The following is a 15,294-nucleotide window of genomic DNA, read 5'->3' as shown; positions in this document are numbered from 1 at the left end:
GGAGCGCTAGACGTTGCGGGTCCGGTCCGGCCCGAACGAGCGCGCGATCAGGTCTTCCAGATCGGCGAACGCCACCGGTTTGACGAGGTGGTGATCGAAGCCCGCGGCGCGCGCCCGCAACCGATCCTCGTCCCCGCCATAGCCGGTAAGCGCGATCAGCAAAGCATCGCGCGTCGACGGCAGTTTGCGCAGTTCGCGCGCGAGTGCGAAACCGTCCATGCCCGGCAATCCGATATCGAGAATCACGACTTCCGGCCTGAATTCGTCGACGATGGCGAGCGCGCTTGTGCCGTCGTGCATCGTGCGCACTTCGTGGCCGAGCGTCTCGAGCAACATCGACAAGGCTTCCGCCGCGTCGACGCTATCGTCGACCAGAAGCACGCGGCGCGCGGGCGCCGTGCCGTCGTTCGCACCGATCGAATTCATGGGTTCCCCGTGTTCCGCACTACGCGCGCGGCGTGCGCCGGCGCTTTTTTGAGATAAGTTCGACCGACTTTAGCATACGGGTGTTCGGCGGAGTCGAAGGGGGCTGCGGTCGCCGCGCAGGTTCGATCGGCGTCGGATTCGCGGCCGGCCGGGATGATCGAGACACACCGCACGCAAGCGCACAGCGAAAAACAGGTGCGCAAGGACTTCACCAGCCGTCGTCTGCTATCGTGGTTCTTCAGGTCGCGCGACGCGGCCGCCCTCACGCACGACGCGCCATGTTCGATCTCTTCGACGACATCCCCAAACCCGATATCGACTGGCAGCCGGACTGGCTCGACCCGGACACCGCATCCGACCTGATGGCGGCGCTGATCGACGAAGTCCGCTGGCAGCAGGACACGATGACGACGCCCGGCGGCCGCGTGCCGCTGCCGCGTCTCACCGCGTGGCAGGGCGAGCCGGACGCCGTCTACGTCTATTCCGGCATTCGCAACGTGCCGCAGCCGTGGACGCCCGCCGTCGCCGAACTGAGGACGCGGGCCGAAGCGGCGTCGAAGGTGCGCTTCAACAGCGTGCTGCTCAACCGCTACCGCACCGGCCACGACAGCATGGGCTGGCACGCCGACAAGGAACGCGAGCTGGGGCCGGAGCCGGTGATCGCATCGGTGAGTCTTGGAACGACGCGCAGCTTCGAGTTCCGCCACGCCCGCACGCACGCGACGCACACGCTGCCGCTGTCGCACGGCAGCCTGCTCGTGATGCGCGGACGCACGCAACTCGAATGGGTGCACCGCGTGCCGAAGGAGCCGGAGGCGCGCGGCGAGCGCATCAATCTCACTTTTCGATGGATCGACGCGGCGGCGCCGCCACGGACCAAGCCGCGTCGCGCCTGAGACGTCAGGGCCGCTTCGCGATGAAATCGATCTCGACCAGCGCGTCGCGCGCCAGCCCCGTTACGCCGATACACGTGCGCGCCGGCAGCGGCTTCGGCAGGAAGTACGTCTTGTAGACGGCGTTCATCGCGTCGTAATCGCGCTTGAACTCGGTCAGGAAGATGCGCGCGCTGACCACGTTGTCGAGCGTCAGCCCGACGCCGCCGAGCACCAGGATCAGGTTCTCCATCACCCGACGCGTCTGGGCCGCGACGCCTTCGGGCAGCGGCGCGTTGTCGTCGGCGGGATCGGTCGGCATCTGGCCGGTGAGGAACACCCAGCCGTCCGCTTCCGCCGCGTGGGAAAACGGCCCCACCGGCGTCGGCGCGGCATCGACCATCGTGAATTTCGGCTGCTGGCTCACACGGGCTCCCTGGCTGGTTGTTTTGAACCGCTCACGTTAGCGCACCAAAAAGGGCGCCGGCTGCGCGAAAGACTTGCGCGACAAAGCGATGGGTACGCCAGGACGGCCAGAGGATTTGATAATAGTTATCAAATCGGATACGCTCGACGCATGACGAGGAGGATAAAACCATGATTAGCGCAGAGTTGGGAAAGCAGCTGGAGGCCGTGGTGACACAACTGGTCGAGACTGGCCGCTATGGTTCGAAAAGTGAAGTGCTGCGCGAAGGTGTGCGGCTTGTTCAGGATCGGGAAGCCCGCCTCGCAGCGCTCGATGGTTCGATTGCTCGCGGACTGGCCGACGCCGACGCCGCCCGCACGAAGCCGGCAGGAGAGGTGTTCGACCGGCTTGAAGCGAAGTACCGCGCGATGGTCGACAAATCGGCATGATCGTCCGACTAACCGCTGAAGCCGAAAACGACCTGGAACGCATCGGTGACTACATCGCCCAGGACAACCCGCGTCGGGCGTTGTCCTTCGTGCTTGAACTGCGCGAGAAGTGCATGAGCCTGGCGGACATGGCCCTGGCGTTCCCGCTGGTGCCACGCTATGAGCGCCACGGCATCCGGCGACGGCCACATGGAAACTATCTGGTCTTTTATCGGGTCGACGGCGATCAGGCGGTTATCCTCCACGTCCTGCACAGTGCGATGGATTACGCGACGCTCCTGTTTTCTTCCGAAGAGGAATAGGTATATGGCTCGATACGCTTAGCTTTGTGTGGCACGCGTATTCGCGTCGAGCCAACGCGTTGGGATTTGCGTCGCGAGATCACAGTCCGCTCCCGCCACCGCGTCACGCGAACGCCTTGTGATACGCATTGAGCGCCGGCGCGCCCCCAAGATGCACATACAACACGTTCGCGCCCGGCGCGATCTCGCCGGCCTTCGCCATCGCGATCAATCCAGCCATCGATTTGCCCTCATAGACCGGATCGGTCAGCATCGCCTCCAGCCGCGCGGCGGTGCGAATCGCGTCGATGGTCGCCTGATCCGGCAAGCCGTAGTCGGGACCGGCGAAACGCGGATCGATGATCACGTCGGCGTCGTCGATCTCGCCCACGCCGATCAGCTCCGCCGTCTGCCGCGCGATCTTCGTCACGGCACGGCGCGTCATGGCCTCGTCGCAGGCGGTGTCGATGCCGATCAGGCGGCGAGGCCGGTCCTGCGCCTTGAAGCCCGCGACCATGCCGCCCTGCGTCGAGCCGGTGCAAGTCGCGGTGATCACGGTGTCGAAGAACACGCCCATGTCCTTTTCCTGGCGCGCGAGTTCATCGGCGAAATTGGCGTAGCCAAGGCCACCGAGCGGATGATCCGACGCGCCGGCCGGAATCGCGTAAGGCTTGCCGCCGTCGCGCCGCACCTGTTCGAGCGCGCGTTCCCAGGTCTGTTTCACCTCGGTGGAATAGCCAACGCCCTCGAGCAGCGTTTCGGCGCCCATCAGCCGCGACAACAGGATATTGCCGACCTTGTCGTAGACGGGATCGTCCCAGTGCGTCCACTCCTCCTGCACGAGACGGCAGCGCATGCCGAGCACCGCCGCGACGGCCGCGACCTGCCGCGTGTGATTCGACTGGATGTTGCCGATCGAGACGAGCGTGTCGGCGCCCTGCTGCAAGGCATCGGCGGCGAGCCATTCGAGCTTGCGGATCTTGTTGCCGCCGAACGCAAGCCCCGACGATACGTCGTCGCGCTTCGCCCACACCGATACGCCGAGCGCCTTCGACAGCCGTTCGAGCTTGTGGACCGGCGACGGAAAAAAGCCCAGTGAGACGCGGCCGAAGCGCTTTTCGAGATCGAGTGCCATGAACGAGGTCCTTGAAAAATGACGGGGAAAGGAGAACTCATTCTAGGAATTCGAGCGCGGAATGTGCTTCGTTCAAAAATGGCGCTTTCAGCACAAACTTTGATCGCGAGCGATAAAAACAATGTATCGTCGGAAAACTGCTGTCGAAACAGAATAACCTTCATCGTGACCGAACCCGACTCCACGCTCGACGCCATCGATCGCAAGATCCTCCGCGCTCTTCAGAACGACGGCCGCCTGAGCAATGCCGAACTGGCGAAACTGGTCGGACTGAGCGCGGCGGCGTGCTGGAACCGCACCCGGCGCCTGTTCGACCTGCGCGTGATCCAGGGCGTGCATGCGCGCATCGACCCGGCCGCCGTGCAGCGCCCGGTGCTGGTCCTCGTCGGCGTGGTGCTCGACCGTTCCACCCAGGAGAGCTTCGCGCAGTTCGAGAGCGCGGCCCGCGACTTGCCGCAAGTGCTCGAATGCGTGCTGGTCGCGGGCGACGTCGACTACTTTCTCAAGGTGCGCGTGCGCGATCTCGCCGCGTTCAACGTCTTTCACAGCGAAAAGATCCTCGGGCTGCCCAACGTGCGGCAGGTCCGCACGTTCTTCGTGATGAACGAAGTCAAGCTCGACGGGCAACTGCTGTTCTGAAGGCGCCGCCATGAGTCGAAACAACCGGAACCCGCCATGCTCCCTTTAACCGACCTGATCGAAGTCGTATTCCGCATGCTGTCGGCGGTGGCGATCGGCTGCGTGATCGGCATCGACCGCAATCTGCACGGCAAGCCCAGCGGCATGAAGACGCTCGGATTGGTGGCGCTCGGCGCCAGTCTCGCGACGATGTCCTCCATGCGCTTTTCGATGCATCCGCTCGGCGACAACGCCGATGTTTCGCGCGTGGTGCAGGGCATCGTGACGGGCATCGGCTTTCTCGGCGCGGGCGTGATCATTCATACGCCGGGCCAGAACCGGATTCGCGGGTTGACCACGGCGGCGTCGATCTGGGTGACGGCGGCGGTCGGAATCGTGTGCGGACTGGGGTTCTGGATCGTCTCCGTGATCGCGCTCGTGATCCTGATCGTGCTGCTGACGGCCGGGCGCATCGTCGAGAAGGCGCTGCACCGGCAATGGCTGCGCAAGCCGCCGGAGGAACGCGAGGCGGCGCACGCCGTCCCCGACGACGATTGAAACGCCGTCGTCAGAAGCGGTAGCCGACGCCGGCGAGAATCACGTCCGTGTCGCGGTTATAGCGCGTGACGATGCGGTTCCAGGTGAGACGGGTCGTCCAGCGCTCGCCGAACCGGTAGGACGCCGACATCGAGACAATCCCCGCGAAACGGTCGTCGGTGTCGTTGTCGCCGGTGACGTCGGTGTTCGACTGCTGCCGCACGGCGAAATAGATGCCCGCGCCGAGGCCGAGCGTGAGGCGGTCGTCGAAGAAGGCGCGGGTCGCCCAGAGCTGGGTCGTGAGGCCGTCGCGCCGGACGAGGTTGGTGTTGCCTTCGTGCAGGTAGCCGACCGTCCAGTCGAAATACTTCGCGATGCCGCGCCGGTACTCGAACGCAGCGGCCAGCGACGTCTCCGAGTCCGTGCTGTTGACGACCGTCTCGCCGAGGTAGGCGGTCACTTCGTTGCCGGTCACGCGGGTCGAGCGGGATGGCGCCCAGTCGCGCGGGCCGGGAACGTCGGGCGCGTCGAGCTGATAGGCGACGCCGATCATCGCGGAGTTCGTGTTCGGCCCGCGTTGCACCTGCACGCGGTTCAACTGCATCTGCGCAATCCAGCGATTCGACATGTAGTACTGCGCGCGCAGGCTGTACACGACGCCCCAGCCATGCAGGTCGGAATAGCTGCCGCCCTGCTCGGTCGAGGTGTCGAAGTAGCGGTACGGGCCGATGCCGGCGGAGAAAACGAGACGCCGCCCGGCGAGCGGCAGGCGTACCCAGCCCTGAGCCAGTTGTCCGTCGCGATGATGGCCGGTGACATGGCCTTCGTTGAGCCAGGCGAAGCTGGCGGCGAAGTATTCGCCGAGGCCTTCCTCATACGACGCCGCCCACGTATACGTGTGCTCGCCGATCCCGCGCGACACGCCGCCGAGCAGCGAGAATTCCTGCGCGTGCACGGCGCCGGAAGCGGTGAGGAGGAGCGCGGCGAGAACGGACGGCGCGCGGCGACACGGGACATTCGCCGCGGCGGCTCGCAGCAGCGAGTTTCGACATCCATGACGTTTCTGAGCGAATCGGCCAGGAAGGGTCATGTCCGTGTCCCGTTTATTATTGAGACACGATCCTATCAGCGTTCCCTGAATTCATGCAGGCGCGCTGAAGCGGCGCGTCATCGCGACGACAGGCTGGCGACGCACGCCGTGGCTCGCGGTGCACGCTCATCGCACGGAGCCGCGCGTCAAAAAACAAACGGCGGCGGGACCGTCAGGCCCCGCCGCCGTCTTTTCACTCCAACGCGCGTAAACGTGCGCCGGATCAATCCCAGCCGTGACGATCGTGCCAGCGCTCCTCGCGGCGCGCTTCGTGACGCCAGTGACGTTCACGCCATTCGCGGCGCTCGCGCCATTCGCGGGCGCGCCCGTCGTCGTAACCGCCGTAGCCGTACGCCACTGCGACGGGCGGCGGCGCGACATACACCGGCTGCGGCGCCGCGTAATAGCCCGGCACGCCGATCCCGACCGCGAGATCCACATGCGCCGACGCAGCCGACGACGCCACCAGCGCCGCAACACCCAGAGCCGCCCCGAGGATTTTCTTGTTCATATCGCTTCTCCTTGCACCGAGTGCAATGTCAGTCATTGACCACGAACGCAGTCTAGAGGGCGATATCTGACACAGGTGCAACAGCGCTGCGAGAAAGGTAACGCGTCGTTACCGAGCGCCGACGACGACTCAGCGCACGCGCTGCCCCTTGTCATCGATGACGACTTCGCCGTCCTCCTTCGCGAACCGGCCCTGTTGCGGCGCCGGCAAAAGGTCGAGCACCTGTTCCGACGGCCGGCACAAACGCACGCCGAGCGGCGTCTCCACGAACGGGCGATTGATCAGGATCGGATGGACGAGCATGGCGTCGATCAGCTGATCGTCGGAGAGGCTGGGGTCGTCGAGGCCGAGTTCCGCGTACGGCGTGCCCTTTTCGCGCAGCGCGTCGCGCACGGTCAGGCCGGCGCGGGCGATCAGGCTGGCAAGCGTCTCGCGATCCGGCGGCGACACCAGATATTCGACGACTTTCGGCTCGATGCCCGCGTTGCGGATCAGCGCAAGCGTGTTGCGCGACGTGCCGCATTGAGGGTTGTGGTAGATCGTGACGGTCATGATGTCTTCCTTCGTTTCGAGCCTATCGGGTGGCCCGGTCTTTCAACATTTTAGTGTGAGCCCGGCCAATGGTCATGCCGCCTCCTTTCACCTCCGAATTTCCGGTGCAAGATGGCAGAAATGTCATATCCGGATGCGCCAGCGGCGCTATCGCTGCATGCGATGCAAATGTGCTGTCAATTCGCCGATTAGCGCGCTATAACGAAAATGCAGCGCGGCCACGCAATGCCTGGAAACTGCCGGTCTCCGCACCGGACACTTCACCGGCGCACCGCCCTGCGTCGCATCGGCAACCGTCGATGCGACGCCCAAGTATCAGCCCAACTAGTTCGGCACGCCGGCACAACCGGCCCGGAGCCGGCACGATCCGCTCGACACGACGCGCTTCGCCGCTCATGCGGCACGCCCCTTGCGAACGGATACCCGACCCGCCAGACGCACCGTGCGGGTGTCACGCGATCAGCTTAAATGAAGGAGTCGAGATGAAATCACGCTTGTTATTGACGACGGTCGTCGCATCGCTCGTTGCCGTGGGTGGACTTGCATCCGCCCAGGAAACCTATCGCACCGCCCAGCCGCCGATGCAGGGCGCCGACACAACAGGCCAGACGATGGCACAACCCGGCATGCAGCAGGACGCCAACGCGCCGGCCCAGGGCACTGACAACAGCTCATACGGCGGCGTTCCATCGACGCGCAGCGCGATGGGCAGCATGACGTCGAAGCCATGCACCCGCGGCCCGGGATGCGATATTTTCTTTGGCCAGTGATGCACCGCGACACGGAGAATCCCGCCACGACCTTTCGGCACGGCGGATTCTCCCTTTCGATTGCAAAAACCGAGTAAGAACTGAACCACCGCCCACAACATGACGCGCGACGAATTTCTCGCCGCACTGGCGAGCGAAGGATTCAAGGAAATCGTCACGGTGACGCGCGAGCCGAACCAGTCACTCGACACGCACGCACATCCGTTCGAGGCCAAGGCACTGATCCTCGCAGGCGAACTCTCGATTCGAGCGGGCGAAGCAGAGCAACGCTATCAGCCCGGCGACGTCTTTCATCTCCCCGCGAACGAATCCCACGCCGAACGCTACGGACCCGCAGGCGTCACCTATCTCGTTGGCAGGAAGTAGCCGCCCGCCGTCACGCCTTGCAAATGCGCAGGCCGCTACGTAACATTTGTTGTCGAACCACAACGAGACGGCATCGTGCATCAAACCTTCGACGATCTGACCGTCGCCATTCGCGCCACCTTCCAGACGCTGAGTCCGCAGTTCCAGGCGGGCGCCGCATTCCTGCTCGACTATCCCGATGAAGTCGCCGTCTCGTCGATGCGCAAGGTCGCCGAGCGCGCGAAGGTCCAGCCCGCCGCGCTGGTGAGACTGTCGCAACAACTCGGCTTTCCCGGATGGAACGACCTCAGGGAACTGTTCGTCGCGCGCCTTCGCACGCGGCCCGAACCGCTCGCGACGAAAGCGCGAACGCTCGTCAAGGGCGGCTCCGGCGAAGCCCTCGCGAACGAACTCGCGCTGGCCCAGCAGCACAACCTGGAGACGACCCTCGCGCAAAATGGCAGCCGCGTCGTCGAGGCGGCGAAGTTGTTGCGGCGCGCGCCGCATGTTCATGTCGCGGGCTTTCGCTCGTGCTATCCGGTGGCGTTCGGTCTCGTCTACGGCTATCGCCTGTTCCGGCCGTCCGTAAGTCTCGTTTCCGGCGATGCCGGCACGCTCGAGATGCAGTTGCGCAGCATCGACAAGGGACACGCAACCGTCGTGACCAGCTTCGCGCCTTACTCGACGGAAGCCGTGCGCGTCGCGCAAGCGGCGAAGGAGCAAGGCAGCAAGCTCGTCGCCATCACCGACAGCGCCGTCTCGCCAATCGCGCTCAACGCCGATTGCGTGCTGCTCTTCACGCACGGCAGTCCGTCGTTCTTTCCGTCGCTCGTGGCGGCGTCGGCGATTGCGGAAGCATTGGTCGCGCATCTGCTTGCGCTCGAAGGCCGGGGCGCCGTGAAGCAACTCGAAGACGCCGAAGCCGCGCTGCACGACAAAGGCGCATACGTCTCCTGATTCCGCCGGCCGCGGCATCTCTCCACGATTTTTTGCTTGACGTTCCTTTTTGGCTGCATGACATTCTCGACAACAACATTTGTTGCGTTTAATATAATTTAAACATCGCACGTTGCTTAAGCATCATTTGTTGTCGCCATCAGACGCCGTCCAGTTGGAGGGCGCGGTGGCATCGTCAATCGCTTGCGGAGAAAACTGATGGGACGTCGTCGTTTGTTTGTCGTGTCGATGATTGCGGCCGCCGTATTCGGCGCCGGCATCGCACATGCGGAAACCCGGGAACTCGTGGTCGGCACCGACACGTCGTTCATGCCGTTCGAGTTCAAGGAAGGCGACAAGTACGTCGGCTTCGACCTCGACCTGTGGGCGGAGATCGCCAAGGATCAGGGCTGGAAGTACAAGATCCAGCCGATGGACTTCGCCGGCCTGATTCCCGCGCTGCAGACGCAGAACATCGACCTCGCGCTGTCGGGCATGACCATCCGGGAAGAGCGCAAGAAGGCGATCGACTTCTCCGATCCGTACTACGACAGCGGCGTCCTGGCCATGGTCCAGAGCGGCAACACGAGCATCAAGTCGATCCGCGACCTGAACGGCAAGGTCGTCGCCGCGAAGACGGGGACAGCCGCGAGCGCATGGGTCAAGGAGAACCTGAAGCCCGCAGAGATTCGCCAGTTCTCCAACATCGACCAGGCGTATCTCGCGCTGCAGGCAGGCCGCGTCGATGCCGCCGTGCACGACACGCCGAACGTCCTCTACTTCGTGAAGACCGCGGGCAAGGGCACGGTGAAGAGCGCAGGCGATCAGGTTGCCGGCGACAAGTACGGCATCGGCTTTCCGAAGGGCAGTCCTCTGGTGCCGACAGTGAACGAGGAACTGAAGAAGATCAAGGCCGACGGCCGTTACGCGAAGCTCTACAAGAAGTGGTTCGGCTCCGAGCCGCCGAAGTCCTGAAGCAGCTGCGGTGGCCTATGCAGTGGCCTCGCCGCCGCTTGTTCAAAACAAACTTCAGGAGCCATGCATGGACTTTGACTGGTCCGTTATTACCGCTTCGCTGCCCGATCTCATCGAAGGCGTGAAGCTCACTATCTTCATCGCCGTGTGCGGTCTTGCGGGCGGCTCGATCGTCGGCGTGATCGCAGGCGTGTTCCGCGCTTATGGGCCGCTCGCGCTCAACGTCGCGGCGCAGGTGTATGTGGAGTTGATTCGCGGCACGCCGATCGTCGTCCAGGTGATGTTCCTCTATTTCGCGCTGCCGCTGCTCGCGCACATCCGCATCGACGGCCTCAGCGCCGCCATCATCGCGATCACGGTCAACTCGGGCGCCTACCTCGCCGAAGTCGTGCGCGGCGCGCTGCTGTCGATACCAAAGGGCCTCACCGAAGCCGGCCTCGCGATGGGTCTTTCCATGCCGCGCGTGCTCGTCAGGATCGTCGGGCCGCTCGCGTTCCGGCGGCTGATTCCGCCGCTCGGCAATCAATGCATCGTGAGCCTCAAGGACACGTCGCTTTTCATCGTGATCGGCGTCGGCGAACTGACGCGCAAGGGGCAGGAGATCATCGCCGGCAACTTTCGCGCCGTCGAGATCTGGACGGCGGTCGCGGTGTTCTATCTCGTTCTCACCGGCGCGATGACGCTCGCGCTGCGCCTCGTCGAAAGAAGGATGCGGATTCTATGAGCATGATCGAATTCAAAGGCGTTTCGAAGAGCTTCGGCCACGTCGCGGTGCTCAAGGACATCAACCTGTCCATCGACAGCGGCGAGGTGGTCGTGGTCGTCGGTCCATCCGGCTCCGGCAAGTCGACGATGCTTCGCTGCATCAACGCGCTCGAAAAAATCTCCGGCGGCGAGCTGCTGGTCGACGGGCAGAGCGTGAAGGGCAGCGCGTCGACCATCCGCGCGATCCGGCTCGAAGCCGGCATGGTCTTCCAGCAGTTCAACCTCTTCCCGCAGATGACCGCGCTGGAAAACGTGATGTTCGGCCCGATCCAGGTGCGCGGCGCGACCCGCACGCAGGCGCGCGACGAAGCGCTGGCGCTGCTTGCGAAGGTCGGGCTGGCGGCCCGGGCGAATCACACTCCGTCGGAGTTGTCGGGTGGACAGCAGCAGCGCGTCGCAATCGCACGCGCGCTCGCGATCAGGCCCAAACTGATGCTGTTCGACGAGCCGACCTCCGCCCTCGATCCCGAACTGCGCCACGAAGTGCTCAAGGTGATGCAGGACCTCGCGACCGAAGGCATGACGATGATCGTCGTCACGCACGAGATCGGTTTTGCGAAACGCGTCGGCACCCGGATGCTGTTCATGGATCAGGGCGGCATCGCCGAGGATGGCGCGCCGCACGAACTCATCGATCGGCCGCCGTCGCAGCGCCTGAAAGAATTCTTGCAACACGTATCCTGAGTGAATATCGAATGCGGATTCTGACTCCTTCCGTGATTTCCGGATCGCCTTACGACATCGGCTACGGCCTCGGTATGCTGGCTCGTCCGGTGATGAACGCGTACATGGCACAAAGCGCTGCGTGGCATGCCGTGAAGCGCTGGCGCGAGCATCCGTTCGTGCGCGAACTGCGGCGCGCCGCCGAAGACGCCTTTCCCGCGCATGTCGCGGAACTCGATGGCATGGCGGCAGGCCTCGGCTGGTCGCCGGACGACATCTTCCTCTGGAACTGCCGTGGCGAACTGATCCACAACGCGCCGGACGGATGCACGACACTCGCGGCCGTATCGAAAGCCGGCGATGCGCGCTTCATCGCGCACAACGAAGACGGCGATCCGTATCTGCGCGACAAGTGCCTGCTCGTCGATATCCGGCCCGACGGCAAGCCCGGCTTCGTCAGCTTCTACTATCCGGGCTCGCTGCCGGGCCATACTTTCGCGGCGAATCGCGCGGGACTCGCGCAGGCGATCAACAACGTGCGCATCAAGCATCCCGCGATCGGCGTGCCGCGCATGGTGCTGACCCGCGCGGTGCTCGATGCGCGTTCGCTCGATGAAGCCGTGCGCCTTCTCTCAGATGCGAAGCGCGCCAGCGGCTTTCACCATACGCTCGGATGCGCGGGCGATGCGCGCGTGTTGAGCATCGAAGCGACGGTTGCGCGTTGCTCGGTTCGCGATGCCGCGCCGCTTTCGGGCCATGCAAATCATTTGATCCACGGTCCTTCAAACCACGAGCAGCAGATCGTGACGCAATCCTCGGCCGATCGTCAGGCGCGGCTCGACGTACTGTTGCCGCAACTTGGCGATGTCGACGCGCGCGCACTCCTGCAAGTGCTCGCCGACAAGGCGCCCGAAGGCCTGCCAATCCATCGCGACGATCCCGCCGACCCCGACGAAGAAAACACGCTCGCGACAGCGCTGTTCGTCGTCGGTAAAGCGGGCGTCGAACTCGAAGTTCACCAGCAGAGCGAGCTTCGCTTCCGGCAATTCATTCCCCAGGAGACGAACACGCCATGACCACCGTCTTTCATCGCGCCCCGCGTGCGACGCTTCCCGTTGCCGTGGCGGGCGACGGAATCGAAATCATCGACTCGGAGGGCAAGCGTTATATCGACGCCTGCGGCGGCGCGGCCGTCTCGTGCCTGGGACACAGCAATCAACGCGTAATCGACGCGATCGAGCGGCAAGCGCGACAGCTTCCGTATGCGCACACGTCGTTCTTCACAACGAACGTTGCGGAAGAACTCGCAGACCGTCTCGTCGATGCCGCGCCCAAAGGGCTCGGGCACGTGTACTTCGTGTCGGGCGGATCGGAAGCGATCGAAGCGGCGCTCAAGCTCGCGCGGCAATATTTCGTCGAAAAGGGCGAGATGCAGCGACGGCATTTCATCGCGCGCCGGCAGAGCTATCACGGCAACACGCTCGGCGCGCTCGCGATCGGCGGCAATGCCTGGCGTCGCGAGCCGTTCCTGCCGATCCTGATCGAAGCGCATCACGTGAGCCCTTGCTACGCGTATCGCGAGCAACGCGCCGGCGAAAGCGAAGAGGCGTTTGCGCAGCGGCTCGCCGATGAACTCGAAAGCAAGATCCTCGAACTCGGCGCGGAGTCGGTGGCGGCGTTCGTCGCGGAGACCGTCGTCGGCGCGACGGCCGGCGCGGTGCCCCCGGTGCGCGAGTACTTCAGGAAGATTCGCGCCGTCTGCGACAAGTACGGCGTATTGCTGATCCTCGATGAAATCATGTCGGGCATGGGCCGCACCGGCCATCTCTACGCTTGCGAGGAAGACGGCATCGCGCCCGACCTCCTCACGATCGCGAAGGGACTCGGCGCGGGCTATCAGGCCATCGGCGCGACGCTTGTGAGCGACGAAATCTACCGCACGATCATCGGCGGCACGGGCTTCTTTCAGCACGGCCACACGTACATCGCACACGCGACCGCGTGCGCGGCGGCGCTCGAAGTGCAGCGGGTGATCGAAGAAGAACGGCTGCTCGACAACGTGAAGGCACGCGGCGAACAATTGCGCTCGCGGCTGCGCGAACGCTATGCGGAGCATCCGTTCATCGGCGACATTCGCGGACGTGGGCTCTTCGTGGGCGTCGAACTCGTGCGGGATCGCGTGACCCAGGCGCCGTTCGATCCGATGATCAAGCTGCACGCGCGCATCAAGAGCGAAGCGATGCAGCGCGGGCTGATGGTGTATCCGATGGGCGGCACGGTGGACGGCAGTATCGGCGATCATGTGCTGCTCGCGCCGCCGTTCATCTGCACGGCGCCGCAAATCGAGACAATCGTCGAACGGCTGGCGGATGCCATCGACGGCGCGCTGACCTCGTCCAATCTGGAGTGACCATGAGCAATCGCCTTCCCGACTTCGATCCCGCCCACGCGACCGATGAACAGAAAGCCGTGCTGCAGGAAATTTTGAGCGGGCCGCGCGGCAATCTGAACGGGCCGTTTCTCGGCTGGATTCACAGCCCCGAGTTCGCGCAGCATGCGCAGCGGCTGGGCGCGTTCTGCCGCTACAAGACGGGCTTGCCGCTCCGGCTGTCGGAGCTGGCGATTCTCGTGACGGCGGCGCGCTGGCGGTCGCAGGCGGAGTGGTACATCCACTATCCGATTGCGCTCGATGCGGGCGTTCCGGCGGCGGTGGCCGATGCGTTGCGTGAAGGCCAGACGCCCACGTTCGACAACCCCGACGATGGGTTGATCCATGACTTCGCGGTAGAACTTTTCGAGTCGCGGCGGCTGAGCGACGCGACGTACGACCGCGCAGTCGATCGGTTCGGCCATGTTACGGTCGTCAATCTTGTCGGGCTGCTCGGGTACTACTCGCTCGTCGCGATGACGCTCAACGCGTTTGGCATGCGTGCCCAAGGGCAGACGGAGTTGCCGTTCGCGGAGTGAACGGAGTGAACGGCGACCGCCGCGTCAAAGGGTAAAGACGATTCGCCCGGAGTCCGCGCTGTTCCATCCCGCGTGCACATCCGCTAGCGGGACGGCGAGCGCGTCGATCGTCAGCCGCCCCGCGACCACCGCATTCAACACGCCACCGATCGACCTCAGCAGCCCTTCGTTCGACACGCTGCCGAGTCCGCTGCCGAGCAATTCGAGCCCCGAACTGCGCAACGCGGACGCGGGGAGCGTGACCGTGTTGCCGGTAATCGACCCGATCTGCACATAGCGGATGCGCGGCTCCGCTTCACCGCTCCCGTGACCCGACAACGCCGCGAAAATGCTCTGCGCCGACGCGCCCCACAGATAGTCGAGGATCACGTTGACGCGGTTCGTCCGGATCGTTTCGCGGAACGTGTTGGCGAGGCTTTCGGGGGTGTCGTCGAGCGGGACCAGCACGTCGGCGCCGATCTCTGCGAGCCCTTCGACGCTGGCTGCATTGCGGCCGGTCGCGATCACGCGGGATGCGCCCAGATGCTTCGCGATCTGCACGGCGAGGCGTCCGGAGGTGCCCGTCGCACCGTTGATCAACACGGTTTCTCCAGCAACGAACTTCGCCCTTTCGGTCAGCGCGGCCCACGACGACATGCCGGGGTTGCCGATCGCGGCGGCAGTGACGTCGCTCACGCCATCCGGCAGGGGGATGCAGTACGCTTCCTTCACGACGGTCGTCTCCGCCATCGCGCCGTAGGGCGCGGTCGGGAACGCGAAGTAGACGCGCCGGCCATCGGCTTCGCCCACGCCATCGACGCCCGGGATGAACGGAAAGCCGCCTTCGGTGCTGCTGTAGTGCTTGCCCGACGCCTGGCTCTTCACGAGCTGGCTGAGCGCGGCCGCTTTCACGCGGACGAGTGTCTCACCCGACGCGGGCACGGGCGTGGCGAAGTCCTCGTAGCGAGGCGGTTCGGTAAAACTGCTTACGACGGCTGCCTTCATTCACGGCTCCTC

At 64.4% G+C, this 15,294-nt stretch carries 21 protein-coding genes; 14 read left to right on the top strand and 7 right to left on the bottom strand.

Going from position 1 to position 15,294, the window contains the following annotated elements:
- Positions 1–6 precede the first annotated feature (6 nt).
- Positions 7–426, bottom strand: coding sequence for a response regulator (locus tag AWB68_RS13280; RefSeq protein ID WP_087644811.1), 420 nt, complete (start codon positions 424–426; stop codon positions 7–9).
- A 278-nt stretch (positions 427–704) separates the two neighbouring features.
- Here AWB68_RS13280 and AWB68_RS13275 point away from each other — a divergent pair, with 278 nt between their 5' ends.
- Positions 705–1,322, top strand: coding sequence for an alpha-ketoglutarate-dependent dioxygenase AlkB family protein (locus AWB68_RS13275; RefSeq protein WP_087644810.1), 618 nt, complete (start codon positions 705–707; stop codon positions 1,320–1,322).
- A 4-nt stretch (positions 1,323–1,326) separates the two neighbouring features.
- Here the strand turns inward: AWB68_RS13275 and AWB68_RS13270 are convergent, their stop codons facing one another.
- Positions 1,327–1,701, bottom strand: a complete 375-nt coding sequence (locus AWB68_RS13270) for a RidA family protein (RefSeq protein WP_374729571.1) — start codon at positions 1,699–1,701, stop codon at positions 1,327–1,329.
- 194 nt (positions 1,702–1,895) lie between these two features.
- Between AWB68_RS13270 and AWB68_RS13265 the strand changes: the two genes are divergently transcribed.
- Both AWB68_RS13265 and AWB68_RS13260 read left to right on the top strand, forming a co-directional pair.
- The gene (locus tag AWB68_RS13265) at positions 1,896–2,153 is read left to right on the top strand and encodes a type II toxin-antitoxin system ParD family antitoxin (protein WP_087644808.1); all 258 of its coding nucleotides are present in this window, start codon (positions 1,896–1,898) and stop codon (positions 2,151–2,153) included.
- Positions 2,150–2,455, top strand: coding sequence for a type II toxin-antitoxin system RelE/ParE family toxin (locus AWB68_RS13260; RefSeq protein ID WP_087644807.1), 306 nt, complete (start codon positions 2,150–2,152; stop codon positions 2,453–2,455). The genes AWB68_RS13265 and AWB68_RS13260 overlap by 4 nt, the downstream gene beginning before the upstream one ends.
- A 103-nt stretch (positions 2,456–2,558) precedes the next feature.
- Here the strand turns inward: AWB68_RS13260 and AWB68_RS13255 are convergent, their stop codons facing one another.
- Positions 2,559–3,569, bottom strand: coding sequence for a 1-aminocyclopropane-1-carboxylate deaminase (locus AWB68_RS13255; RefSeq protein ID WP_087644806.1), 1,011 nt, complete (start codon positions 3,567–3,569; stop codon positions 2,559–2,561).
- Between the two features lie 165 nt (positions 3,570–3,734).
- Here AWB68_RS13255 and AWB68_RS13250 point away from each other — a divergent pair, with 165 nt between their 5' ends.
- Both AWB68_RS13250 and AWB68_RS13245 read left to right on the top strand, forming a co-directional pair.
- A complete protein-coding gene (locus AWB68_RS13250) occupies positions 3,735–4,208 on the top strand; it encodes an Lrp/AsnC family transcriptional regulator (protein WP_235028309.1) in 474 nt (157 codons plus the stop codon).
- 36 nt (positions 4,209–4,244) lie between these two features.
- Complete coding sequence (locus AWB68_RS13245; protein ID WP_235028308.1) at positions 4,245–4,745, top strand: MgtC/SapB family protein; 501 nt, start codon at positions 4,245–4,247, stop codon at positions 4,743–4,745.
- A 10-nt stretch (positions 4,746–4,755) separates the two neighbouring features.
- On the opposite strand, the gene AWB68_RS13240 is transcribed toward AWB68_RS13245, so the two are convergent.
- The 3 genes from AWB68_RS13240 to arsC all read right to left on the bottom strand — a co-directional run bounded on the left by AWB68_RS13240 (position 4,756) and on the right by arsC (position 6,877).
- Complete coding sequence (locus tag AWB68_RS13240) at positions 4,756–5,814, bottom strand: porin family protein (protein WP_235028307.1); 1,059 nt, start codon at positions 5,812–5,814, stop codon at positions 4,756–4,758.
- 223 nt (positions 5,815–6,037) lie between these two features.
- Positions 6,038–6,325 (bottom strand): hypothetical protein, encoded by a 288-nt coding sequence (locus AWB68_RS13235; protein WP_087644804.1) that lies wholly within the window; start codon positions 6,323–6,325, stop codon positions 6,038–6,040.
- A gap of 129 nt (positions 6,326–6,454) precedes the next feature.
- Positions 6,455–6,877, bottom strand: coding sequence for an arsenate reductase (glutaredoxin) (gene arsC / locus AWB68_RS13230; protein WP_087644803.1), 423 nt, complete (start codon positions 6,875–6,877; stop codon positions 6,455–6,457).
- A 482-nt stretch (positions 6,878–7,359) separates the two neighbouring features.
- Between arsC and AWB68_RS13225 the strand changes: the two genes are divergently transcribed.
- The 9 genes from AWB68_RS13225 to AWB68_RS13185 all read left to right on the top strand — a co-directional run bounded on the left by AWB68_RS13225 (position 7,360) and on the right by AWB68_RS13185 (position 14,298).
- Positions 7,360–7,647, top strand: coding sequence for a hypothetical protein (locus AWB68_RS13225; protein ID WP_087644802.1), 288 nt, complete (start codon positions 7,360–7,362; stop codon positions 7,645–7,647).
- 99 nt (positions 7,648–7,746) lie between these two features.
- Complete coding sequence (locus tag AWB68_RS13220; RefSeq protein ID WP_087644801.1) at positions 7,747–8,013, top strand: cupin domain-containing protein; 267 nt, start codon at positions 7,747–7,749, stop codon at positions 8,011–8,013.
- A 75-nt stretch (positions 8,014–8,088) separates the two neighbouring features.
- Positions 8,089–8,949 (top strand): MurR/RpiR family transcriptional regulator, encoded by an 861-nt coding sequence (locus AWB68_RS13215; RefSeq protein WP_087644800.1) that lies wholly within the window; start codon positions 8,089–8,091, stop codon positions 8,947–8,949.
- Between the two features lie 198 nt (positions 8,950–9,147).
- Positions 9,148–9,903 carry a glutamine ABC transporter substrate-binding protein GlnH gene (gene glnH / locus AWB68_RS13210; protein ID WP_087644799.1) on the top strand — a complete coding sequence of 252 codons (756 nt, stop codon included), beginning with the start codon at positions 9,148–9,150 and terminating at the stop codon, positions 9,901–9,903.
- A gap of 67 nt (positions 9,904–9,970) precedes the next feature.
- Positions 9,971–10,627 carry a glutamine ABC transporter permease GlnP gene (gene glnP, locus AWB68_RS13205; RefSeq protein ID WP_087644798.1) on the top strand — a complete coding sequence of 219 codons (657 nt, stop codon included), beginning with the start codon at positions 9,971–9,973 and terminating at the stop codon, positions 10,625–10,627.
- Complete coding sequence (gene glnQ, locus AWB68_RS13200; RefSeq protein WP_200828686.1) at positions 10,624–11,352, top strand: glutamine ABC transporter ATP-binding protein GlnQ; 729 nt, start codon at positions 10,624–10,626, stop codon at positions 11,350–11,352. The genes glnP and glnQ overlap by 4 nt, the downstream gene beginning before the upstream one ends.
- 11 nt (positions 11,353–11,363) lie before the next feature.
- Entirely contained in the window at positions 11,364–12,407 is a 1,044-nt protein-coding gene (locus tag AWB68_RS13195; RefSeq protein WP_087644797.1) for a C45 family autoproteolytic acyltransferase/hydrolase, read from the top strand.
- Positions 12,404–13,741, top strand: a complete 1,338-nt coding sequence (locus tag AWB68_RS13190) for an aspartate aminotransferase family protein (RefSeq protein WP_087644796.1) — start codon at positions 12,404–12,406, stop codon at positions 13,739–13,741. The genes AWB68_RS13195 and AWB68_RS13190 overlap by 4 nt, the downstream gene beginning before the upstream one ends.
- 2 nt (positions 13,742–13,743) lie before the next feature.
- Entirely contained in the window at positions 13,744–14,298 is a 555-nt protein-coding gene (locus tag AWB68_RS13185; protein ID WP_087644795.1) for a carboxymuconolactone decarboxylase family protein, read from the top strand.
- 24 nt (positions 14,299–14,322) lie between these two features.
- On the opposite strand, the gene AWB68_RS13180 is transcribed toward AWB68_RS13185, so the two are convergent.
- Positions 14,323–15,282 (bottom strand): quinone oxidoreductase family protein, encoded by a 960-nt coding sequence (locus AWB68_RS13180; protein WP_087644794.1) that lies wholly within the window; start codon positions 15,280–15,282, stop codon positions 14,323–14,325.
- Positions 15,283–15,294: the final 12 nt, after the last annotated feature.

It is taken from the genome of Caballeronia choica (assembly GCF_001544535.1).
Classification (GTDB): domain Bacteria; phylum Pseudomonadota; class Gammaproteobacteria; order Burkholderiales; family Burkholderiaceae; genus Caballeronia; species Caballeronia choica.
This window is presented reverse-complemented; position numbering and strand designations above follow the sequence as displayed.